The 22,582-nt window shown below is 63.0% G+C and carries 14 protein-coding genes; 1 reads left to right on the forward strand and 13 read right to left on the reverse strand.

The features are described from left to right. Nucleotides 1-502 precede the first annotated feature (502 nt). From K2F54_RS17290 to K2F54_RS17340, 11 genes are all read right to left on the reverse strand, one after another. Nucleotides 503-1,609 carry a polysaccharide pyruvyl transferase family protein gene (locus tag K2F54_RS17290; protein WP_220607105.1) on the reverse strand — a complete coding sequence of 369 codons (1,107 nt, stop codon included), beginning with the start codon at nt 1,607-1,609 and terminating at the stop codon, nt 503-505. Beyond that, entirely contained in the window at nt 1,606-2,646 is a 1,041-nt protein-coding gene (locus K2F54_RS17295) for a nitroreductase family protein (RefSeq protein ID WP_220607106.1), read from the reverse strand. The genes K2F54_RS17290 and K2F54_RS17295 overlap by 4 nt, the downstream gene beginning before the upstream one ends. Next, nucleotides 2,643-3,977, reverse strand: a complete 1,335-nt coding sequence (locus K2F54_RS17300; protein WP_220607107.1) for a flippase — start codon at nt 3,975-3,977, stop codon at nt 2,643-2,645. The genes K2F54_RS17295 and K2F54_RS17300 overlap by 4 nt, the downstream gene beginning before the upstream one ends. 40 nt (nt 3,978-4,017) lie before the next feature. Next, nucleotides 4,018-4,899: a glycosyltransferase gene (locus K2F54_RS17305; RefSeq protein ID WP_220607108.1), complete on the reverse strand. Its 882-nt coding sequence runs from the start codon at nt 4,897-4,899 to the stop codon at nt 4,018-4,020. A 234-nt stretch (nt 4,900-5,133) separates the two neighbouring features. Then, nucleotides 5,134-6,264 carry a polysaccharide pyruvyl transferase family protein gene (locus K2F54_RS17310; RefSeq protein WP_220607109.1) on the reverse strand — a complete coding sequence of 377 codons (1,131 nt, stop codon included), beginning with the start codon at nt 6,262-6,264 and terminating at the stop codon, nt 5,134-5,136. After that, nucleotides 6,261-7,289, reverse strand: coding sequence for a glycosyltransferase family 4 protein (locus K2F54_RS17315; protein WP_220607110.1), 1,029 nt, complete (start codon nt 7,287-7,289; stop codon nt 6,261-6,263). Before K2F54_RS17315 ends, K2F54_RS17310 begins: the two co-directional genes overlap by 4 nt. Continuing rightward, nucleotides 7,270-8,316, reverse strand: coding sequence for a glycosyltransferase (locus tag K2F54_RS17320; RefSeq protein WP_220607111.1), 1,047 nt, complete (start codon nt 8,314-8,316; stop codon nt 7,270-7,272). Before K2F54_RS17320 ends, K2F54_RS17315 begins: the two co-directional genes overlap by 20 nt. A 48-nt stretch (nt 8,317-8,364) precedes the next feature. Beyond that, nucleotides 8,365-9,840 carry a sugar transferase gene (locus tag K2F54_RS17325; protein ID WP_255577258.1) on the reverse strand — a complete coding sequence of 492 codons (1,476 nt, stop codon included), beginning with the start codon at nt 9,838-9,840 and terminating at the stop codon, nt 8,365-8,367. Between the two features lie 30 nt (nt 9,841-9,870). Then, on the reverse strand, nt 9,871-10,491 hold the full coding sequence (locus K2F54_RS17330) for a hypothetical protein (protein ID WP_220607113.1): 621 nt from the start codon (nt 10,489-10,491) through the stop codon (nt 9,871-9,873). A gap of 348 nt (nt 10,492-10,839) precedes the next feature. Continuing rightward, the gene (locus K2F54_RS17335; RefSeq protein ID WP_220607114.1) at nt 10,840-11,451 is read right to left on the reverse strand and encodes an arsenate reductase/protein-tyrosine-phosphatase family protein; all 612 of its coding nucleotides are present in this window, start codon (nt 11,449-11,451) and stop codon (nt 10,840-10,842) included. 14 nt (nt 11,452-11,465) lie between these two features. Further along, nucleotides 11,466-12,908 (reverse strand): tyrosine-protein kinase domain-containing protein, encoded by a 1,443-nt coding sequence (locus K2F54_RS17340; protein WP_220607115.1) that lies wholly within the window; start codon nt 12,906-12,908, stop codon nt 11,466-11,468. Between the two features lie 139 nt (nt 12,909-13,047). Here K2F54_RS17340 and K2F54_RS17345 point away from each other — a divergent pair, with 139 nt between their 5' ends. Then, the gene (locus K2F54_RS17345; RefSeq protein ID WP_220607116.1) at nt 13,048-13,776 is read left to right on the forward strand and encodes a CPBP family intramembrane glutamic endopeptidase; all 729 of its coding nucleotides are present in this window, start codon (nt 13,048-13,050) and stop codon (nt 13,774-13,776) included. A 15-nt stretch (nt 13,777-13,791) separates the two neighbouring features. Here the strand turns inward: K2F54_RS17345 and K2F54_RS17350 are convergent, their stop codons facing one another. Together K2F54_RS17350 and K2F54_RS19470 are read right to left on the reverse strand one after the other, a co-directional pair. Next, entirely contained in the window at nt 13,792-15,492 is a 1,701-nt protein-coding gene (locus tag K2F54_RS17350; RefSeq protein ID WP_220607117.1) for an MSCRAMM family protein, read from the reverse strand. A gap of 167 nt (nt 15,493-15,659) precedes the next feature. Continuing rightward, on the reverse strand, nt 15,660-22,394 hold the full coding sequence (locus K2F54_RS19470; RefSeq protein ID WP_308287726.1) for a carboxypeptidase regulatory-like domain-containing protein: 6,735 nt from the start codon (nt 22,392-22,394) through the stop codon (nt 15,660-15,662). Between the last annotated feature and the right edge of the window lie 188 nt (nt 22,395-22,582).

The following is a 22,582-nucleotide window of genomic DNA, read 5'->3' on the forward strand; positions in this document are numbered from 1 at the left end:
TTTGAGACAATAAACGTGGCCCTCAAAGCCGCCTGAAACCACTAACCCTTTGAGTCAACTGAACTCGGGGCAGTCCCATCTCCCGCACTGCCTCGAGATTGGGTCCGAGCCAGGGCAAGACCTCCGCACTTTTCCAGATGGGGTCGTTGGTGAGTTCAGCGGCGTGTTTGGCGCGTTGTGCAAGGTCAGAATAGATCTGTGTCGCCTCGACGCCGCTTCCTGCTGCGGCAGATTCTTGAATGCCTGCGACCAAAGGAATTGCACCATCCAGTTCGCCCTTCGCCAAAAATCCTCGGATTCCGACCCAGGCGCAAACGCCGACAATTAGGCACAGACCCACAATGCTTGCCCACAGCACGATCCTCGGTCGCTTACTCCTGCGGCGCCGGCGTCGCGGAAAAGAGTGGGATGGGGACATTGCATTATCCAATCAGACAAACAGCACTCCCGATCGCTGATCGTGCCGTTGAAATCTTCAGTTGACTCACCAAATTGTTCGTCACTAGGCGGGCTTAGGGCTCGCTTTCAGAATGTCGACCACTGTCGACCACATCGCGCTGTTCTTAGCAACGATCTCCACGGCGCTTGCCCGGACGGTGTCCTTGCCTGTTGCGTCGACCAGTAGCGATTCCACTGCCCGACGCATGTCCTCGTCCCCATGGAACTGCCATTGAGGCACACCAAAGTCGCTCAGCAACTCGCCGTACTTGTGAGACCATCCGTAGGCAAGCACAGGGGTGCCTTGCGAGAGCGCTCCGACAATGGCATGGAACCTGCTGGCTACCGCAATGGTCGCGTCACCAAGAACTCGCTTCAGAACGAGCGGATCTGCATGTGCGAAAAGACGGCAACTGAGCGCTTCGGCTATTCGTTCACCGAGTTGCATGTCGCTGAATTCGTGGATGACAACAACCGGCTCGATACCTGCAGACTGAGCGGTACGACCAGCAATTATGAGTGTATCGAGATACTCGTCGAGGCCCAGTTTGGTGTGGCTAACCATCTTGCTATTGGGCACGATCGCAGCAAACTCGCCGTCTATTGGCGACGGAATATCTGTCGTCTTTAAGCCAACGGTGAAGTCAGGTGACAGCTGCACTGGAATTCTCGAGCTGAGGCTGCGAATGTGATCGAGGCTGACCTTATCCCGCGCAAAAACAATGGTCGCGTGGCTCAGTAGCTTCGCCGAGGACACCCGTTGTTCCTTCTTGTCGAACGGCCCGAACGCTTGCGGCAAGAAAACGATCGGTGTGCCACGTCGATGCCACCGATTCGCGTGACGCGCTTCTCTGTCGCTGCGACGCGTGGAAAAACTATCGCTATAAGCAAAACCCGAAGCGTCTAGAACGCCGGAGATCTCGGAGTCGCTGGTGAGGCCAAAGGCGTTTCGGATCGACCTCGGCAGACGGTCGCTTGCGAATGCCGACGTGATCGGGGCTTGGTTCAACAACAGCGTCTGTTTGAGTCCAAGACGTGCACGCACGGGGTACCGGCTTCCGTTGGGCGACACGCTGAGCTGGAACTCTTCACCCAACCGCGCAGCAACGGCCATCATCATCAGTTCTGCACCCTTGTTGTGGGTGTTCACACCGCGGATATCAACGGTCATAGCGAGTTAAAGCTCCTCAGGTCTGTCAATCGACGTTTGGCGGAAAATGGGGTCAAACCATCGGGGTCCGCATAGCCATATCCCACCAGCATGACTACTCTCTGGTGTGATTCGAGGTTGAGAAGGCTAGCCATGCGTCGGTCGCGCTCCACGATGTCTGGCCAGTTGATGCAAACCGACGCCACACCCTGAGCTTCAAGCCCAAGGATGAATGACATGGCCGCGAGACATCCATCGGTGTAGATCAGATGCCGATCCCGCTCATCGATGAACGCGGAAAGTTCACCAACAATAACGACGATCCCCTTCAGATTCTGGGCGTAACCCGCTGTGCCCATGGGTATAGCGGCGACTGCTTTCACCATCGCTGGATCGTCGAAAACGCGAAAAGTGAACGGCTGACGATTGCACGCGGACGGTGATTCTCGCGCCACCAGCATTGCGCGGTCGATTACGTCACGCGGCACATCGTCCGGCAGAAACCAACGCACAGACTTCCGTCTCTCGGCCAACGTCGTGAGCGCGTCGATGCCCACCGGTGGGACTTGAGTGGATGGGGCATGCGGCACGCTTGTGCCCTCAGTGTCTGTCTCCCACGTGAAACGGTCGAATTCGTCGCGAGCCTGGGCGATGACGGAGTTCCCGCTTGCGCGGGTCGCGTCGAAGTATTGGACGAGCACGTCGCGTGCCCAATTTTCAACGCCGGTGGAGATCGGAGCGGGCTTGTGAGCAAGCAGCTTTCGGAACAGCTCTACGGTCGGGCCAATGTAATCGAGCGCGAAAGTGGCACGCCGTGGCTGCATCGTGAGGCCCTTTTCCAGCATGTGGATATTGCGCCTCAGCAAGAATTCTTGGGTGCCGACCTTTTCCCGGCGTGAGTACTCTTGATGACCGCGCGAGACCACGTTTCTTTCACGCCGAAAGGCGTCGCTGAAAAGGCTGTAGTACACACTTCGTTCAAATGGCGTACCGCTTCTCAACCGCACCTTAAGAACGGCCCGCGAACGCCCGAGCACTTTCTTAACCTTGCTGATCATCGCCGATTACCTCTTTCTTTAAGGATTTTTGCTGCAAACCGAACAGGTGCAGCGAGAGCAATCGACATCTGCACTCCAGCGACGCGTGTTCGAGAACCTATGAAACAGGACACGTAGGACGCAACCGCGTAGGAGATGACAGTTGCGTATGCAGCCCCGATAAGACCAATTTGCGGAATGAGCCAAAAGTTCAGTCCGACGTTGAGCACACCCCCGAGCGCATGCCGCACAAGCGAGGCGACCAGAAGATTCTCTGCAACGATCCATTTGCTGAAGACGGCGGCCATAAACACCAACGGCAGAACAAGTACGTGTATCTGCAAGATCTCACCGGCAGCAGCGTACTTTTCGCCGTAGAGAACTGTTAGCGCGAATGGACCAAGGAGGAGTACAACGCTGGCGATGCCGACGCCAGCCCAGCATGCCAGATCGTAAGACCTCTGCAGTGCGGCACGGTACTCGGCACTGCGTTCTCCAAAGCGCCTCCGCGTCGACAAAAGAGCCGGGAAGGTAGCCGTCATGAAAACGACTGGTAGAAAGTAGAACAGTTCAGACAGGCGCGCAGCAGCGGCGTACATGCCGACAGATTCACTCCCCAAAAGGGCCTGGAGGATGACGATATCGCTGCGCGTATTGATCTGAGCGGCGACACCCGCCAACAGCAAGATCCAGGACTTGCTGAATAGGTCCGAGACGATTCCAGAATCGAGGCGACCAAAACCTTGGCTCGATTTATCTAGCGTGTATCGAAGCAATAGTCCCGCTGAAACCAAGACTGATTCCAACAAATAGAGGACGACGAAAACCGTTAGATTCGCACCGTTAACCGCTAGAAGAAGTCTGACCGCGAGGAAGGCAAGGACGACCCCAATGCGAATTGGTGCAGTCTTGTTGCTCTCCATTCTTGACTGATACCAGTACTCAGAAGCATCGAAGGCCCTGGCGAAAAGAACCACGAGAGCTATCGCCGTCACAGCGACCGTCTCTTCGCTCCCGGAGGACAGTGACACGAGCAACAAAACCACGTACGCGAATGCGGCGCAAACCTCCCGGATCACGATCAGGGCTGTCATCGTCGATCTTTGGACATTCGGAGATTCGACCAAGTGCTTGATCGCAAGCCCAGAGAGGCCTGCGGTCATGATCGTCATGCCGATTCCTGCGAGAGTTGTGCCGTAGCTGAACACGCCGAACTGCTCGACGGTCAGAGTGCGGGCGAGAATGACGCCGCTGACGGCGGTCCCACCCAAAGTCACAATCTGCTGCATCGTTGCCCAAGAAGCACTGCCGAGAATACGACCGCGCGAGAACTCGTCCCCGCTGTCTCTCACTGCCCTACCTCGCGCTGGAACACTCTCGCTGCGCTCAGCATCACGACGGCAAACCGTCCACAAAGGAATTCAGGCGCGCGGCCCTCTTACTCCAGGAGAATGCGCTGGCGTATTCGACTCCGTCTGTTCCTAAGTCATCGGCCGCGCTAAGAGCCGTGGCAAAGGCTTCGACAGCAGACGTCTTGCCATCGTCAAAGAGAGAGACACCGGGTGCGTTTCGCGTCACGAGCTCGTCGGATGACGTCGCTACTACCGTCAAGCCTGCGGCCAGATACTCGAAGTATTTCATGGGGCTTCGCGCGGCGTTCCCAGGATGCTTTGACATTGGGAGGATTCCCACTTTGGCCTTGGCAAGCAGTTTGGGAGCTTCCGAGTACGGCACCGGTCCAAGGAGTGTGAGGTTCTCAGGCGCACGTGGGGGCGGTGACGCCGTGATCGGACCTCCGATTCGAAACTCTTGGTCGGGAAACGCACGACACATCAAGTACACAGCGCTCCAGTCGAATCGCGCATCCAGCGCGCCAATATAGATTGCACCGCTTCGTGCCTCACTAGGTAAAATTGCTGAACGAAAATGCTCGAACTCAACACCGTTCTCCAAGACGAGATGAGGCAATTCGCGACCGTTCCGCATTACGTCTTTGAGGACATGACCTCCGGTGGCTACGATCGCGTCTGCCAATTCAAGAACGCGGTCTTCCGCTGCTCGAGTTGAAGGATCGAAATGGATATCGGTCGGGCGGTAGATCGTGAGTCGTGGCTCCAATAACGGCACAAGAGATACCAGGTGGGGCTGATCGATAAACAGAACGTCAATCGGCTTGTGATCCCACGCTGAAGCGAGTTTGCCCCAGGGGCGAGCTGAGAGTCGCAAGTTCGCAACTGACAGTTTCAGTGGCGTCCTTGCCGGCGGGATCGGCACTAGAGGCACAATATGAGAAACACTGTCGCTGTCTACAACCGGCGACTCGAGAGCCAACCTGAATCGGCTACGCACATCACCCGAACTGAGTTTGCCAAGGTGCGCGAACGTCACAGGCGTTGATATGTGCGTCACACGATTGCCTAGCCTTGCGAGCTCCCGTGACAGATGGTGACTACCAACTCGGAATACTCCAGTGCTCGCTGTGTGGCTAGCGAAAACGATATTACGCATTTACATCACCGTCTCAGGTGATCCTGCGAGCTGTAATCGGGCAACAAGTCCTTGCCTAGCAGAGCTCAGTTCGGTGACGGACCTGTCCACTGCTTCCCAATATGAAGTGGGGTCAGCCGCAAGTTCACCGACCTGAGCTTCCACTTTTGCGGGATCAAAGTCGAAGGCGTTGTGTACATACGGACTCAGCCCCAGGTCCTCGTAGGCACCCCAACCCTTTCGCTCGTAGCTGAGGTGCACGCTTGGGACCCGACTGCGGATTGACTGGATCGCGCCATGCAGACGCACCGAGATCACGACGCTGGGACGGAAGGACTCTTGGGCGGTTGCGTCTTTAAGCGTCCGGAAGGGTCCGCGCATCCCGAGCCGTTCGTAAAACAACGGATCGTTGTTGCCGCGAGCATTAGCTTGGACCAGGACTTCGAGGTCGTTACGTTCGTGAAGTTCGAGCACGCCTGCCTCATACTTTCGCACACGCGATCCACGTCCCAGATCGCGAGCAACTAGACCCACGCGCCCGGATCCCGCCGGCTCGTCTATTGGTCGAGTCTCGAACGCGCTAGGCAGCCCCAGCAGTGCCATGTCAGGATTTCGGTGCACGTTCTTCAGACCTGAGAGAGAGTCCGCTGATCGCCCGTCGCGGACATTGACCATGGCGGCGTTCTTGAGGCGTGACCTCACAAACCCTGCCGTGGCAAAGTTCAGCGGTCCGATGCTCTGAGGGAGATAAACGTACCGGGGATCCTCTCGAGAGGGTAGTTGAGGCATATGAGTGAGGGCATTCTTCAGTGCCTCAATCGGCGATTTCGTGCGGAGGTAACCGCCGCCGACGGCGACGACCAAGTCGGATTCGGATAGAACGCCCTGGACCGAGGCTGGTAGTTGTAAACCACGAATGAGCGACTCTATCCCACGCAACAGCGTCCTGAAGCTGCCGATGCTCTCGGTCTGCCCGGTGAGTGGGTGCAGGACCCGGCCTGAGAAATTGTCGGCAAAACTCTGCGGGTCGAGCGCGATGAGCGTGATGTCCGCTCCCGGAAATGCATCTGAGACCAAACTCGCTGCCTCATCAACGAGCAATCCGTCCCCGGAATTCGTCCGGCTGTAAGCGTGAATCAGCGTAACCTTCACGAAAACAAGACCTCCTTATAAACCTTTAGATGAGCATCGATACTGTCGGCCCATCTAAATCGGGCCGCCCACTCCTGACCGGCTTGCTTAGCGCCGGCTACCCACTCGCTATCCGACATTGCCGATGAAATAGCCACGGATATTCCCTGCGCGTCCAGCTCCTGAATCTCGTACGACGGACCTGCGACTTCAGCGAGGGATCCACGCCGGGAGGACACCACTGGTACACCTGCAGCCATCGCTTCGAGGACGGGCAGTCCGAATCCCTCATAGAGGCTGGGGAACACGAAAACGCTGCAGCGCTGCATCAGGGCAACGCGGTCGTTATCACTAACGAAACCGAGATAGATCACATTGCTCGCGGACTCGATCTCGGTCATCGCCTCGGAGAAATTCCACGCCGGTCTCCCTGCGATTACTAGCGGCAACCCGGCCGTTGCCAGATCCCCGGTCTGGAAGGCACGCACTAGCTGAATCAGATTCTTGCGGGGTTCAACGTTGCCCAGATACAGGGCGAATGCGGCCGGAAGCTGCCCGCGTATGGCATCGGAGAGAAGGACCTCACGCTGAAAGGACTGAGAGTCGATGCCGTGAGGGATGACCGAGATGCGGCTCCGATCGACTGAGAAGACGTTCTCGATATCGTTTGCGGCAGACTGCGACACAGTGAGAATTCTGTCCGTGCACTTGATAGCGCGGTCAACCCTGAAACGCCAAGTCGACTCTTGGGCCGATGTGCGTGCAACATCAATCCACCTACTTGCGACACCATGCACGGTTACGACCGAACGGGTGCGGGTACGGAGCAAGGGGCCGGTATCAGCGGAGTAGTGAAGTACCTCGCCTGGTCTGGACCGCAACCCGATCAGGGTCTCTCGAACCATGGTGAGGGCTGGCTTCGATGCGCTCCGCATCAGGCCAGTGTCAACACCTCTGGCCGTTAGCCCGTCCTTGATTTCACGGGCGTAAGTTGTGTTGCCTCCAACATGCTTGCTTATGATTCGCTCAGGAAACAGAACCTTCATATGTGCGCGCCTCCGTTCCGAACGTGTTGTAAATCGACTCAAGTGCGTGCGCCTGCGCGCGTGAGTTCATGGTTTCCAGCAATCGAGCCCCGCCTGCAATCGCGCGATCGCACGACTCTCCACGACTCAACACCTCGAGGACTGCCTCCGCGGCAGCATTCACATCCCTGATCTGAACGAGTGGAGTGCCCTCGAGAGGTGGAATGGTGCGAGCAATGATCGGCATTCCGAACGCCGCTGCGTCAAGGACGCTCAGCGGAAATCCTTCGTATACAGCGGTGTGAAGATATATGGCTGGCCCGCTCAGCGTTTGTCTAAGCTTCTCCCTATTCTGCCATCCTGTAATCTCCACCCCGGACCGTCGAAGAACTGCGGACAAGGGCTCGGGTCCCGCGCCAATCCATCGGAATACGACGTCTGGCCGAGACTCGCGAACGAGGTCTGCGACCGCAGCAAAGAAAGCGGGGTCCTTCTGCGGAGACACGCGACCGACCATGAGGACCTCTGCAAGGTCTTCACCGACACTCGGCGCAATAACGGGCTCAATCGACGGCGCATTCGGGACGAAGATGCGTGCCACTCTGGCGTCAAGTGCCTGGGCGAGTGCGTTTTCATGCGGCGATAGCACCACAACCAACGCGGTTCTTCGCATCAGAAACTTCTCTACGAGCCTGTAGGCCGTCCTAGCGACTCCAGAAATGGTGGGGTCATCAAACTTGTAGCAGTGCGGTTGATATATGACGTCCGCGCCAACGTCGAAGATTCGAGTGAAGACTCCTGCCCAACTTGAATGAGCGTGAATCACGTCGGGCCGCAGCTCTCTTACGGTCCGGCGAACGGCCTGCACTCTCTTAACGAAACCATTGGGAAGAGGAGTGACCGAGATAAAGCCGTGATCCGTTGCAGGTCGCTCGTTCCCACTCCAGAGCAGGTGATGCTCGTGTTGGGGCGCCGCAAGAATTGCCGTCGCCATTGCGCGGCTGATCCCACCCGCGTAGACCGAAGTTACATGCAAGACTCGTGTCACGTTGACTCCTGGGGCTTGTTCATTTTGCTAGGGCTTGTAACCATTCGTCTAGTACGCTCCCTCTCTGCGTAGAACGGCTTGGGCAGTCCGCCAGAGAATCGCCAAGTCACCGGTGATTGACCAATTTTCGACGTAATAGAGATCAAGGCGAACGGTGTCCGCCCACGACAGATTGGATCGGCCGCTTACCTGCCAGAGGCCGGTAATTCCCGGCTTTACGAGGAACCGGCGATGCACGTGGTTCTCGTACTCATTCACCTCTCGCTCTAGGGGAGGCCTCGGACCGACCAGTGACATGCTGCCGCCGATGACGTTAAAGAGCTGAGGCAACTCGTCGAGGCTGTATCTCCTAAGAAATCCGCCTATTGGCGTTACCCGCGGGTCGTTTTTCATCTTGAACATCACGGTGTTTCCTTCGGCACGTTCCAACCCGCGCAGTGTTTCCAGTCGACTCTCCGCATCGACAACCATGGATCGAAACTTGAGCATTTCGAACCGTTCGCCGTTAATGCCAACGCGTTGCTGCCTGAAGAGCACCTGACCAGGGGTACTTAGACGAATCGCCACCGTAATGACCGCCAGGAAGGGCGAGAGGATCAACAGCATCGCACCGCCGCCGATCAGGTCAAAAGCACGTTTGGCAAACCGTCTTCCACCTTCGTAGCGCGGTGTCTCGACATGGATGAGTGGCAATCCGGCTACTGGCCGAGTATGGATTCGAGGACCACCAATATCAGTGAGGCTAGGCGCGACCACAAGATGCTGTTTGCCAGGTTCGAGACTCCAACTGAGCTCCCGCAGCCGTTGTGGCGAGAGATCATCGCTGCTCGTCACCACCACTGTGTCTGCGCCAACGAGTTCCATCGATTCCTGCAAACGATCTACGTCGGGGAAGACTGGAATCTTGTTGTTGAGAATGGAATCCAGCCCATTTAGGCCGGGTATACAGGCGCCAACGACGAGATAGCCGGCCGCAGATTGGCGTGTAAGTTCACGAGCCAGATGTTCTGCTGATGCCTGCGAACCGACAAGAATCACGCGCGACGAATATTCGCCATCGAGTCGCTGGGCACCCAACCAAATACGCCAGATCCAGCGCGAGAAAATCAACACGATTAGCCCAAGGGGAAACGCGATCAGGATGTAGCCGCGCGCAAAGTCAATCTGAAATAGGAAGGAGATTATTGCGACCAAGCCGAACAAACGCACCGTGGCGTCAGCAATTTTGCGATACTCCTGCGGTCCGGTCCCGAGCACCCGATAGCCTCTGCTTCCGTAGATGCCGAGCATGAACATCCACGCTGTGATGATGGTTACCGAGATGGCGGTATAGCTGATTGCGAGCTCAGTCAGGCTGCCTCGAAATCGCAGGTCTGCCGCGCTCAATCCGAACCACAGTATCTGAACCCCAAACACGACCCAAACAAGCACCAAGAGATCTGTAAGCACGAGCCGTGCCGCGTACACGTCTCGCCAGTTTCTATTGAGCTCCTTAATTTCTTTAGCGTCTGCGATGCGTGCCATCTTGCCCACTCTCCCCCGCGTGGCACGCATTTACTGCCACGATGTGCCCTGATCGCTGGATCGCATCACGGAATCACCGGCCCACACCCAAAGGGTGCCGGCGGCTTCCGAGACAGCAACTTTGCCTTGCATGGTCTCCGCTGGTAGATCGACTGGGAGACAGCCTGTCGGGGTAGCCGTCGTGAGGTCATCCGAAAGGGTGGTCAGCTGCACTCCCGCACATTCCGGGAGACCGACCGTCGCTATAAGGTATCCCATCGCGGTTACGGACAAATTAACAATCCCGTCCTCTCTTAGGGGGACGGTCCAGGTTGCGCCCGAATCTACGGTGGCCAAAACGCTGGTGTCTGCGCAGACAATGGCGGCAGAAGCGTCGTCATCGGGACGAGCCGCGAGGCCCACCACCTCGTCGCAAGGAGCAGTTGTTTCCCCCCCGGGAGTGCGCACCGTGGAGCGGTCTGACGGATCGACGTACCACTGGTCGTCTAGGAGGTCAGCGTTGGTGGAGTACTCCTCGCCGGCTACAAAGGAGCGGGCGAACTGCGGCGAGCAGTCGTCGGCAGCGAGTCCGACGATCTCGACCTGAGCCTCTGAAGCCACGGTCACTCGCTGAAGGGCGGTGATCTGTACGTCGTCGGTGGCGTCGGTCATCCGCCAAGTTTGTCCGCCATCTGTGGTGAGCTCGGGGGTTGCCGGGGTGCTGGGGCATTCCCCCGTGGTGGCACGCCAGGCTGTGGCGTCGTCGAGCGCAGAGAGGATGCGAGTTGGCGGGATCGCCACGGTAGCGGCACTCGCCGTTGGAGTGGGAGTCGCGCTGGCCTCGGGGGTGAACGTGGGGATGGGGCCGGGCGTAGAGCTCGGAACGTTGGCGCTCCGCGCACCTAGCGCCCAGGAGATGAGGAGGACGTCGACGAGCAGGAAGGCTAGGACGGCGAGGTAGATCCAGAGGCGGCGGCGCGACGAATCGCGGGGTACGTAGCGGCGGGGGCGGGGCATGGGTTAGCGGGTGCTGGTTGCTGCCGCGAAGGCCTGGGTGATCCGGGTCACGGTGGTGTTGATTACGGTGCCCACTCGGGCGTAGACGGCGGTGGACTGACGGTAGGGATCTTCTATGTCGTCGTCATCGGGGTGGAGCGGGGGTGGGGAGAAGCCTCGGGTTGCAGTTACTTCGGCGACGAGGGCGCGGAGTTGCGTGGCGAGGTCGGGGCGCGGGGTCTCGACAAGCTCGACCAGCGATAGGGCCTCGACTGCCGCTGGCACCAAGCGGGCGAACTGGTTGAGGGTGTAGGTGTAGCGGGCGGCTTTGGGGTGGAGGGAGACTACCTTGCTGCGGTGCTCTCTCGTGGCCGTGAGGATGAGGTCAGCGTCGAGGATCTGTTGCTCGGTTAGCTGCTTGGAGTGGTGGTCTAGCGGGTCCGCGCCGTAGTGCTCTGCTAGGTGAGCGGCTTCGGGGGTCATGTCATGGCCGACCATGGACTGGGTTCCGGCGCTGTGCACCGCCACCGGCAAGCCCAGCGCTTCGGACTGCGAGCGCAAGAGTCGCTCCGCTACCGACGACCGGCAGATGTTGCCGGTGCACACCACGAGCACCGTGAACGTTTCTGATGACATGGCCCCCGCCCCAGTCATTTCTTGAACCTGGCTCGCTTTGCCTGCTTTGCTCGCTCACGGCGGGTGGGCTCGTCTGTCGTGACCTCGTCGCCGTACCCATAGCCGTACCCGTAGCCGTATCGGTTGTAACCGTAGGCATCGGGGCCCTTGGTTGGGAGCATGGTGAGGACAAGTCCCGAGATGGGTGCACCCACGTTCTCGAGCGCGGAGATGGCGCCCTTGAGCTGGTTCTTCTGGGTGCGACCTGCCGCCACGACGATGATGGCACCGCCAACGTTCTTTGCCAGAATGGCGGCGTCGGTAACGGGCAGCAGCGGCGGGGTGTCGTAGATGACGACATCGAACATGCGGTTGAACTCGCCGATGAAATGGCTCATCCGCGCTGAACCGAGCAGCTCGCTCGGGTTGGGCGGCACGTGGCCGGCCGGCAGCACGAACAGCTGCGCACGACCCCAGGGCTGAATGACATCGTCGAGTTCGGCGCGGCCGATGAGCACATCGGTGAGGCCGACGGCGCCTTCGACGCCCATGTAGTCAGCGACCTTGGGGCGGCGCAGGTCGGCATCGATGAGCAGCACCTTGGAGCCGGCGTCGGCCAGGGCGATGGCCAGGTTGGCACCGGTGGTGCTCTTGCCCTCGCTCTCGATCGACGAGGTGATGACGAAGCTGCGGTCGGTGCGGCCCACATCGAGGAACTGCAGGTTGGTACGTAGGGTGCGGAACGACTCGGCGCGCGGACTGCGCGGGTCGACGTGCACAATGAGCGGGCGGTCCTGGGCTTTGGGGTCGAAGACAATTCCGCCGAGGATAGCCACGTCGGTGACGCCTTCGACGTCGTGCTCGTTGCGAATGCGAGTCTCCAGGGTTTCCCGGAGAATAGCGAGACCGAGTCCGAGCGCGAGACCAACCAGACCGCCGAGAGCGATGTTGAGCGGAACGTTGGGGCTCACCGGCACTGACGGCACGGTCGCCTCCTGGGCGCGGGTGAGCTTGACCGGGGAGATCGCGTCATCCGTCAGCGGAGTCTCGATCTCCTCCACGACCGCGGTGAGGCTCTGGGAGATGGCGTTCGCGGTGTCCGCGGCGCGCACTGGGTCAGTATCGGTCACGGCTATGTCGATGATCGAGGTGTCAAGCGGAGCCGATGCGTTCACTCGCGCCGCGAGCTGATCGGAGGTGATCCCCAACTCAAGCGTGCCAATCACAGGAAGCAAGACGATGGGGGTGGACACCAAGTCGGCGTAGGTCTTGACGCGCTGCACCGTAAAGCTGTTGCCCTGCACCAACTCAGTCGTTGTTCCCGTTGACTGCGTGGAGACAAAGACCTTCGCGGTGGCGCTGTACTGGGCCGTTTGCGTGAGCGAGTACGCCGCAGCGGCACCGACACCGACAAGAGTAAAGAGAACGATCAATACCCAGCTCTTGCGCAGGATGCGAATGTAGTCGCGAAGTTCCACTAAGCGGCCTTTCCTTGGTGCTGGTGCCAGGTTCGAGGCCGGATGCTGCGCCCCCCAAGATATGCTCCCACATTTCGGGCAGAGCTCATTCACCGAAACAAGCGGAGCGCAACCCCTGCGAACCGCTAGTTTGGGCTGCATGACATCAACCGCGCAGCGCACCGCCGGGCATCGTGCCGGCCTCAACCTGGCCGTGGTGGGTGTTGTCGCGGCAGTTGTACTGGTCATGCTGCTGAACGAGCTCTTCGTGCGCGGCGTGATCCGTGACCCCCAGCTGGGTGCCCTGCTGAGCTACCTCGTGGTGTGGGTGCCGCTGCTGGCGGCGGTGTTAACTTTTTGTTTCGTTTTCGGTTCCCGTTCACTCGCGCGCGACATCGGCTTGCGCTTTCGACCGTTGGACCTGCTGTGGGGGCTCACGCTCGGGGTCATTGCCCGGGTACTCACGACGATTCTGGAGATCGCTGCCTATGGACAGATGGGCTCGACCGGTGCGATTCTGGATGAACCGGCCCACGACCTGTGGTGGGTGTTCGTGGTGATTCTGGCCCCCGTGCTCATCTCTCCCTTTATAGAGGAACTGTTCTTTCGCGGGCTGGTGTTGCGCTCGGTGAGCGGGGCATCCGTCGCCAACGGTGCCAGCTCGCGGTGGGCGATGGGCATCGCCGTGGGTGTGAGCGCCGTCACCTTTGCTCTGATTCACCTGATCAACGCCGGCTCCCCCACCGCCGCCCTGGTGATCGGGCTGTCGACGCTGCTGTTCGGCCTGGGCGCCGGGGCGCTGGCCGCGGTGACCGGGCGGCTCGGCGGGGCGATCGTGGCGCACGTGGTGTTCAACGCGCTCGTGGTGCTGCCGGCTGCGCTGGGCTAATTACGCGCTGAGTAGTTAGTCGTCGAGGGCGCCGGTGGCGAGCTCGGCGGTCTTGCCTGTGACGACCTCGCCGGCGGTGACGCGGATGACGCCGTGGCCCTTGGACTTGGCCGGGTCTTGCCACCAGGTAGTGCCGTAACTGGTGCCCTCGGGGGCGGAGAAGCGCAGCGTGTACTTGCCGGGCTTGAGGCCGGTGAGCGTGTAGTCGCCGTCACCGTTGGTGGTGACCGAGCGGGCCAGCCGGCCCTTGCTGTCGATGGCGGAGACCGTAGCCAGGTTGAGGCCCACGTTGCGGGCACCGGCCGCGTAGACGGTGCCGGTGATGGTGGCGGTGGGGATGAGCGCCGCATCCGTATTGGGGATGGTCTGGCCGGCCTTGAGGGTGAAGGCGACGGCGTTGGCGCGGGAGGGCTTGTTGCCCCACCATTCGCGCAAGAAGCCATCGCTGCCGTAGACGCTGCCGCCGGAGAATTGCAGGGTGTAGCGGCCCGCGGCGAGGCCGGTGAGGGTGTAGTCGCCGTTGGCGTTGGTGGGCGCGGAGGCGATGCTGCCGCCGAACTGGCCGAGCTCGGCGCTGCTGGTGGATGCGGCGTAGGCGTAGACCCAGGCGCCCTGGATGCCGGCGCCGGAGGTGGTGTCGGTGACGCGGCCGGTGAGGGTGGCGCCGGCGGCGAGGGCGACGTTCTTGCCGGTGACCGGGGTGTCGGCCTCGAGCTCGATGAGGGCGGCGGCGGTGGGGTGGGTCTTGTCGTGCAACCACTGGCTGACGAACGCGCCGTCGGCGGGCGCGGTGATGCGCAGGGTGTACCGGCCGGGGGTGAGGCCGGCGATGGCGTAGCCGCCGTCATCGGTGGTGGTGGCTTCGCCGGCCAGGGTGCCGTCGGTGTCGTAGGCGGAGACGGTGGCGCCGGCGAGGGGCTCGCGGGGTGAGCCGGTGATGGTGCCGCTGATGGAGTCCAGCGGGAGGAGGGAGGCGTCGATGCCGGTGACCGCTTCGCCGCGGGCGACGGGGAAGGTGTCGGCGGTGGCCTGTTCGTCGTGGCCGCCCCACCATTCGCTGCGGTGACCGGTGGCGACGAACTGCAGGGTGTAGCTGCGCACGTCGAGGCTGTAGAAGGTGTAGTTGCCGTCGGAGTCGGTGGTGGTGACGGGGATGGCCGTGCCGTAGCCGCCGGCCGCGGTGAAGATGTAGACGGTGACGCCGGCGAGGGGGTTGCCGGTGGCCTGGTCGGTGACGCGGCCAGTGAGGCTGGTGGCGTTGATGGGACCGGTGGAGGGCTGCGTGTTTGTGGGGGTGGGGGTGCTGGTGGCCGTGGGGGTCGGCGTGGGGGTTTTAGTGGGTGTGGGTTCTGGTTTTGGGGTGGCCGACGGGGTGGGGGTGCCCGTGGGCTCGGGGGTGGCGGTGGGCGTCGGCGCGGAGGTGGGGGCATCCGTGGCGGGCGCGGTGGGTGCCGGGGTGGTGGGTTCTTCGGGCTCGGGCGCGGTTGTTTCGGCGGGCGCGGGGGCCTCGGTGGCGGTGCTGGTGGGCAGCGGGGCGTCGACCGGCGGCTCGGTGGGGTCGGGGGTGACCGTGCCCGGGGTGACGGCGAACGCGCTGTGGGTGGCGATGACGGCGGGTACCGCGATGAGGAGCACGCCGACGAGCCCGGCGAGACCCACGACGGCGCGGGACGCCAGTCGGGTGCGGGCAGTGCGGAGCGGTGAACGGTGTGCCACGACGTGTCCCCCTGTTAACGATTGGTGTGCTGGTGAGCACTCCATCGAGCCCAGTTGCAACAGCCTATTCGGGGTGCGCCTGGGAACAAGGTGCACGACACCCCGGTTAGGGGGTCATTTCGGGGGTGGAGGGGTCTCGACAAGCTCGACCGACGGAACAGTCCCGGCTACTTGACCACCTTCACTGTGGCGGCACTGGACTTGACCACGGTGGTGTAGCCGGCCTTGGAACCGGTGACCTTGACCGTGAGGGTTTTGCCGACATCCGCTGCGACCGGCTTGTAGGTGGCGGCGGTGGCCTTGCTGATGGCGGTGCCGGAGCGGAACCACTGGTACTTGAGCGTGACCGTGGCCGGCGCCCAGGTGCCCGGCTTGGCGGTGAGGGTCTGGCCCACCTTGACCTTGCCGGTCACCGTAGGCGTGGGCGTGGCCGTGAGCACCCCGGTGACCGCGGCCGTGGCGGTGCTGGTTTTGGCGACCGTGGTGAAGCCGGTCTTGGTGCCGGTGACCTTGACCGAGAGGGTCTTGCCGGCGTCGGCGGCGGTGAGCTTGTAGGCGCTGGCCGTGGCGCCGGAGATGGCGGCACCGGAGCGCAGCCACTGGTACGTGACTGTGACGGTGGCGGGCGCCCAGGTGCCGGCCTTGGCGGTGAGGGTCTGGCCGACCTTGGTGGTGCCGCTGACGGTGGGCACCGGGGCGGCGGTGAGGATGCCGCCGGTGATCATGGCCGTGGCCTTGCTGGTCGTGGCGGCGGTGACGTAGCCCGACTTGGAGCCGGTGACGGTGACCGTGAGAGTGGTGCCGGCATCCGCTGCCACCAGCTTGTAAGTACTCGCGGTGGCGCCGCTGATGGCCTTGCCGGCTCGCAGCCACTGGTACTTAAGAGTGACGGTGGCCGGCGCCCACGTGCCCGGTTTGGCCGTGAGGGTCTGACCGACCTTGACCGTGCCCGCGATGGTGGGCGTGGGGGTGGCGGTGAGCGGCTTGGAGATGGCGACCGTGGCGGCGCTGGTCTTGGCCACCGTGGTGAAGCCCGGTTTGGTGCCGGTGACCTTGACCGTGATGGCCTTGCCGGCGTCGGCGGCGACGAGCTTGTAGCTGCTGGCCGTGGCGCCGCTGATGACCGCGCCCGAGCGCAGCCACTGGTAGCTGAGCGTGACCGTGGCCGGCGCCCAGGTGCCCGCCTTGGCGGTGAGGGTCTGGCCCACCGTGGTGGTGCCGGTGAGGGTGGGCGCGGGGGCGGTGGTGAGCACGCCGCCGGTGACCATGGCCGTGGCGGCGCTGGTTTTGGTGGCGGTGATGTAGCCGGACTTGGTGCCGGTGACGGTGACCGTGAGGGTGGCGCCGGCATCGGCCGTGACCGGCTTGTAGATGGCCGTGGTGGCGCCGCTGATAGCGGTGCCGTTGCGGGCCCACTGGTACTTCAGCGTGACGGTGGCCGGGGTCCACGTGCCCGGCTTGGCCGTGAGAGTCTGGCCGAGCTTGGCGGTGCCCGTGATGGTGGGCGTGGGGGTGGCGGTGAGCAGCTGGGCGATCGCGGCGGTGGCCGTGCTCGTGCTGCTCACCGTGGTGAAGCCGGCCTTGGTGCCGGTGACCCTGACGGTGAGGGTCTGGCCGGCGTCGGCGGTGGTGAGCGTGTAGCTGCTCGTGGTGGCTCCGCTGATGGCGGTGCCAGCGCGCAGCCACTGGTAGCCGAGCGTGACCGGGGCGGGCGCCCAGGTGCCGGCGGTGGCGGTGAGGGTCTGACCGACCGTGGTGGTACCGGCGATGGTGGGCACCGGGGTGGCGGTGAGGATACCGCCGGTGACCACGGCCGTGGCCGCGCTGGACTTGGGCACGGTGATGTAGCCGGCCTTGGTTCCGGTGACGGTGACGGAGAGGGTGCTGCCGGCATCCGCTGTGACCGGCTTGTAGGTGGCCGCGGTGGCGCCGTCGATGGGAGTGCTGCCGCGCAGCCACTGGTAGCTGAGCGCGACGGGTGCCGGCGCCCAGGTGCCCGAGGTGGACGTGAGGGTCTGACCGACTTCAACGGCGCCCGTGATGGTGGGCACCGGGGTGCTGGTGAGCAGACCGGTGATGGCCGCGGTGGCTCCGCTGGTCTGGCTAGCGGTGGTGTACCCGGACTTGGCGGCGGTGACCGTGACGCTGAGGGCCTTGCCGGCGTCGGCGGCGGCGAGCGTGTAGCTGCTGGCCGTGGCGCCGTTGATGGCGGTGCCGTCGCGCAGCCATTGGTAGCTGACCGTGCCGGGCACGGGTGCCCAGGTACCGGTGCTGGCGGTGAGCTTCTGGCCCACGGTGGTGGTGCCCGCGATGGTGGGCGCCGGGGTGGTGGTGAAGATGCGTTCCACGGTGACGGCGGCACTGGTCTTGTTCACCGGGGTGTAGCCGGTCTTGGTGCCGGTGACGTCGACCGTGATGGCGGTGTTGGCGTCGGCGTCGGTGAGCAGGTAGGTGCCGCTCGTGGCGCCGGGGATGGCCGTGCCGGCGCGGATCCACTGGTAGGTCAGGGTGACCGGGGCAGGGGTCCAGGTGCCGGGGGTGGCGGTGAGGGTTTTGCCCACTTGGTTGGTGCCGGTGATGGTGGGGGTGGGGGTGGCGGTGAGGGCGCGGGCGGAGAAATCCACGTCGAGGCCGGTGAGTTTTTCACCGGACTTGAGGGTGATGGGGGTGGCGGTCTCCTGGGTGGGCTGGTCGTTCCACCACTCGACCAGGTCGTTGTCGGAGTAGGCGCCGAACCGCAGTGTGTAGGTGTCGGCACGCAGGCCGCGGATCGCGTATTGGCCGGCGGAATCGACCTCGGTGTAGCCGCCCCAGACGCCATCGGGGCGATAGGCCTGCACGTAGACGTCGTCGTTCGAGACGCCGGTGGGCAGGGCACCCAGCACCGAACCGCTGAGGGAAGCGCCGGCTGTGAGCACGACATCCTTGCCGGTGACGGCCTGTTCGTCGGCGACGGTGAAGTAGGTGGCGTCGGCCAGGTCGAGCTTGCCGTTCCAGTACTCCGGGGCGAAGTCCTGGTTGCTGTAGGGCATGAACTGCAGGGTGTAGGAGCCGGCGCGGAGTCCGCGGATTGTGTAGTTTCCGCTCGCGTCGGTGTCGGCTGACGCCGTCTGAGTGGACTGATCTGAGTCGCTCGAGATCGCCATCACCATCACATTGCGCAGGTTGGTGTTGGTGACGCCGGCGCCCTTGACGTTGCCGCTGATCGAGGCGGATGCGGCGAGCACGGCGTTCTTGCCGGTGACCGTTTCGCCGGCGCCGACGGTTATCGTGGTCGCGGTCTCTTGGCTCGGCTTGTCGTTCCACCATTCGGCGAGGTAGTTCGACTTCGTGGCCTGGAACTGCAGGCTGTAGCTGCCCGCGGTGAGACCGCTGAGTGTGTAGTTGCCGTCTCTGTCGGTGGAGGTGTTCGAGACGTTGGACCCATCGGCGTCGTAGGCATAGACCTGCACATCGCGAAGGCTGGGCGCGGGCGAGCCGGCGCCGGTGACCCTGCCGCTGATGGTGGCCCCGTCGGCGAGTTCGGCATTGATGTTGCTGACGAGTTGACCGCTGCTGACGGTGATGCTGTCTGCGTCGTCACGGTCGTTCTTGTCGTTCCACCACTCGGCGAGCGCGTTGCCCTGCCAGGAGGAGAACCGCAGGTCGTAGTCGCCGGGGGCGAGCGAGGTGAGAGAGTAGGCGCCGTTCGAGTCGACGGATGCGGAATGGGTGTCTCCGCCGTCAACCGGATACGCGGTGACCTGGCCTTCGGTGAGAGGCTCGCCGCCATCTACCGACAGCGTTCCGGTGATCGTGGCTCCCAGGGCGAGGCCGGCGTTCTTGCCGCCGACGATTTCTCCGGCGAGAACCGTGAAGTACTCGGCGGACTCCTGGGCGGGCTGGTTGTTCCACCACTCGCTGGTGTAGCTGGTGGATCCGTAGTCGCGGAACTCGAGGGTGTAACTTCCGGCGGGCAGGCCGTCGACGGTGTAGTTGCCGCTCGCGTCGGTGGACCCGTATTCGTAGATGGAACCGCTCGTGTTGCGGGCGGTGACCTGGATCTCTGGGAGGCCGGCGCCGGCATCCGCTGTGACCGTGCCGGTGATGGCGGCGCCGGGGGCGAGCGCGGCGGTGATGCCGGTGACGGCCTGACCGGGCTCGAGCACGATCTGCTCTGCCTCGTTGGAGCTGGGCTGGTTGTTGTAGTACTCGGTGATGTGGTTGCTGTTGTAGGCCTCGAATTGCAGAGTGTAGGAACCGGCCGGGAGGCCGGTGAGGGTGAAGCGACCGTCGGCATCCGTGTTGACGGACTCGTAGCTGCTGCCGCCGTCGGCGGAGACGCGCACCTCGGCGAGCCCGGCGGTGGGCGTGGCGTCGGAGGTGACGGTGCCGCTGATCGAGGCACCCGGGGTGAGGGCGGCGTCCTTGCCGCCGACCGATTCGGCTGCGGCGACGGTGAAGGTGGTGGCGGAGTCGCGGGAGGGCTGGTCGTTCCACCATTCGCGCAGGAAGTTGGCGCTGCCGGGTGAGAACTGCAGGGTGTAGGTGCCAGCGGCCAGGCCGGTGAAGGAGTAGTTGCCGTCGGCATCCGTGTAGGCGTAGTCGACGTTGCCGTTGTGCTCGTCGGCGGCGTTATAGAGGTACACGGAGGCATCGGGGATGGGCGTGCCGGTGTCGTCGGTGGTGACGCGGCCGGAGACGGTGGCGCCGGCTGCGAGGGTGGCGTCGACATTGGTGCGGGATTCGCTGGGCTTCAGGGTGATCGGGGTCGCCTGCTCCTGGGTGGGCTGACCGTCCCACCATTCGGAGAGGAAGCTGGCGCCGGTGGAGGCGGAGAACTGCAGCGTGTAGGTGCCCTCGCGGAGATCGGTGACGGTGTAGTCGCCGTTTTCGTCGGTGCGCGCGGAGTTGATCTGATCGCCGTCGGTGTTGTAGACCCGCACGCGAACGTCGGCGAGCGTTGCGCCGGGGGCACCGTCGCCCGTGATCGTGCCGCTGATGGTGGCGGCCTTCTCCAGGTCGGCGTTGATGTCGGTAAGGGTGTCACCGGCGGCAACGGTCAGCGAGTCGGCGGACTCTTGGTCCGGCTGGTTCTGCCACCATTCGCTGAAGGCATCGGCACCCCAAGCGGAGAACTCCAGGGAGTAGTCGCCGGCGGCGAGGTTGCCCAGGCGGTATGCGCCGTTCTCGTCGGTGCTCGTCGAGCCGACTGATTCACCACTGGCGTCGTAAACGTCGACCTGCGCGTCGGTGCCGTCGGGCAGGGGGGCACCGGCGACGGTGACGGTACCGCTGATGGTGGCGGCGCGAGCCAGGCCCGCATCCTTGCCGATGACGGCTTCACCGGTGGCCACGGCAAAGTAGTCCGCGGATGCCGCGAGCGCGTGGTCGTTCCACCACTCGGAGGCGTGGACGTCATTGCGGTCCTGGAAGCGGAGGGTGTAGTCCCCCGGCTTCACGTTGCCGATGGTGTAGTTTCCGGATTCGTCGGTGGAGGTGGATTCTTCGTACGAGCCCTCAGCGTTGACAGCGGTCACCTCGATGTTTGCGAGCGGGGCGGTGTCGCCGTCGCTGACGACGGTTCCGGTGATGGTGGCGCCGGCAGACAGGCCGGCATCCTTGCCCGTGACGGCTTCGTCGGCTGCGACCGCGAAGGTATCCGCGCTGGTCTGTGAGGGCTGGTTGTTCCACCACTCGGCGAGGTCGTTGCCGCTGTTGGGCCGGAAACGCAGAGTGTAGGTTCCGGGCTCGAGCTGTTTGACCGTGAAGCTGCCGTTCTCGGTCGTGCTGGCCGAGCCCGCGTAATCGAAGTAGGTGTAGTCGCCGTCGGTGACCTGTGTGTAGGCCTGCACGTAGACATCCGCCACGGCCTCGCCGTCTCTGGCGTCGCTGGTGACGCGGCCGCTGATGCTGCTACCGGAGCGCAGCTGCGGACTGATGTCGGTGACCGCGGCGCCGGCGGACAGAGTGATCGCAGTTGCTGTTTCGTTGGTCGGCTGGTTGTCCCACCACTCGGTGGAGAAGTCGCCCTCCCAGTCCTCGAACTGGAGGAGGTACTCACCGGCGGGCAGCTGACCGAGGCTGTACTCGCCATTCTCGTCAGACGTTACGCCCGTGACCCAGTCCAGGGTCGAGGTGTAAGCGGTCACGTAGGCGTTGGGCACGGCAGCGTCATCGTTGCCGGTGACCCGACCGCTGATGCTCGCGCCACGGCTCAGGCCGGCATCCGTCTTGGCGAGTTCTTGGCCGGTGGTGAGGGTGATCGTCTCGGCGGTGCTCTGGGTCGGCTGGTCGTTCCACCATTCGGTGGTGTAATCCGAGGTGCCCGGAGCGAACCGGAGGCTGTAGTCGCCGGGGGTGAGGCCCTTGACGGCGTAGTTGCCGGCCTCGTCGGTGCTCACGCTGCGGCCGCGGCCGTCGCTGTCTTCCGCCGTCACCCAGACATCCGCCAGGGGCTGGTCGGTGTCATCGGCGGTGACGGTGCCGGTGATTAAGGCGGTACGGGTGAGCTCGGCGTCGAAGCCGGTGAGCTGGGCGCTGTCGGCGAGGTCGAAGTAGGTGGCGTTGTTCTGGTCGGGCTGATCGTTCCACCACTCGCCTGCGAAGGATTCGTCGTTGGCCGAGAACTCGATTGTGTAGGTGCCGGCGGGGAGATTGCGCACCTCGAAGGTGCCGTTCTCGTCAGCGGTGTCGTTGTCGTACCACTCGCCCGTCTCGTCGTAGACGGATGCGTACGCTCCGGGCAGCGGGGCCGCGGCCGCGCCGTTGATGCCGGTGCCGGTGATCGTGCCGGTGATGCTCGTGGTGGCGATGCTTGTTCTTGCGGGGGCGGCCTGCGCGGGCGCGGCCTGGGCGAGCGGGCTGACCGCGAGGAGGCCACCGAAGAGGGCACTGACGAGAAGCGTAGAAATAGAGCGCACAGCCAACACAGGAACCCCCACGGTACCGACAACAAGACTTCCTGAGCAGGAAATGCAGGCTCAGCTTATTTGGAGCGCACGGTCAGGAATGCGTCAGCGAGCCCCCAGTTCGGGGCGGATGGTGACCCCATAGTGGGGCGGGCTGGGATCGAATGAACAATCTACGGTGAGATTGTGCACAACCTGAG

The organism is Cryobacterium inferilacus, from assembly GCF_019599185.1.
GTDB classification, from domain to species: domain Bacteria; phylum Actinomycetota; class Actinomycetes; order Actinomycetales; family Microbacteriaceae; genus Cryobacterium; species Cryobacterium inferilacus.

What these genes read in the sequence shown, in the direction of transcription:
- K2F54_RS17290 (WP_220607105.1), bottom strand. Translation starts at nt 1,609, where the DNA reads ATGACCGTTGATATCCGCGGTGTGAACACCCACAACAAGGGTGCAGAA.
- K2F54_RS17335 (WP_220607114.1), bottom strand. Translation starts at nt 11,451, where the DNA reads ATGTCATCAGAAACGTTCACGGTGCTCGTGGTGTGCACCGGCAACATC.
- K2F54_RS17325 (WP_255577258.1), bottom strand. Translation starts at nt 9,840, where the DNA reads ATGGCACGCATCGCAGACGCTAAAGAAATTAAGGAGCTCAATAGAAAC.
- K2F54_RS17295 (WP_220607106.1), bottom strand. Translation starts at nt 2,646, where the DNA reads ATGATCAGCAAGGTTAAGAAAGTGCTCGGGCGTTCGCGGGCCGTTCTT.
- K2F54_RS17345 (WP_220607116.1), top strand. Translation starts at nt 13,048, where the DNA reads ATGACATCAACCGCGCAGCGCACCGCCGGGCATCGTGCCGGCCTCAAC.
- K2F54_RS17315 (WP_220607110.1), bottom strand. Translation starts at nt 7,289, where the DNA reads ATGAAGGTTCTGTTTCCTGAGCGAATCATAAGCAAGCATGTTGGAGGC.
- K2F54_RS17330 (WP_220607113.1), bottom strand. Translation starts at nt 10,491, where the DNA reads ATGACCGACGCCACCGACGACGTACAGATCACCGCCCTTCAGCGAGTG.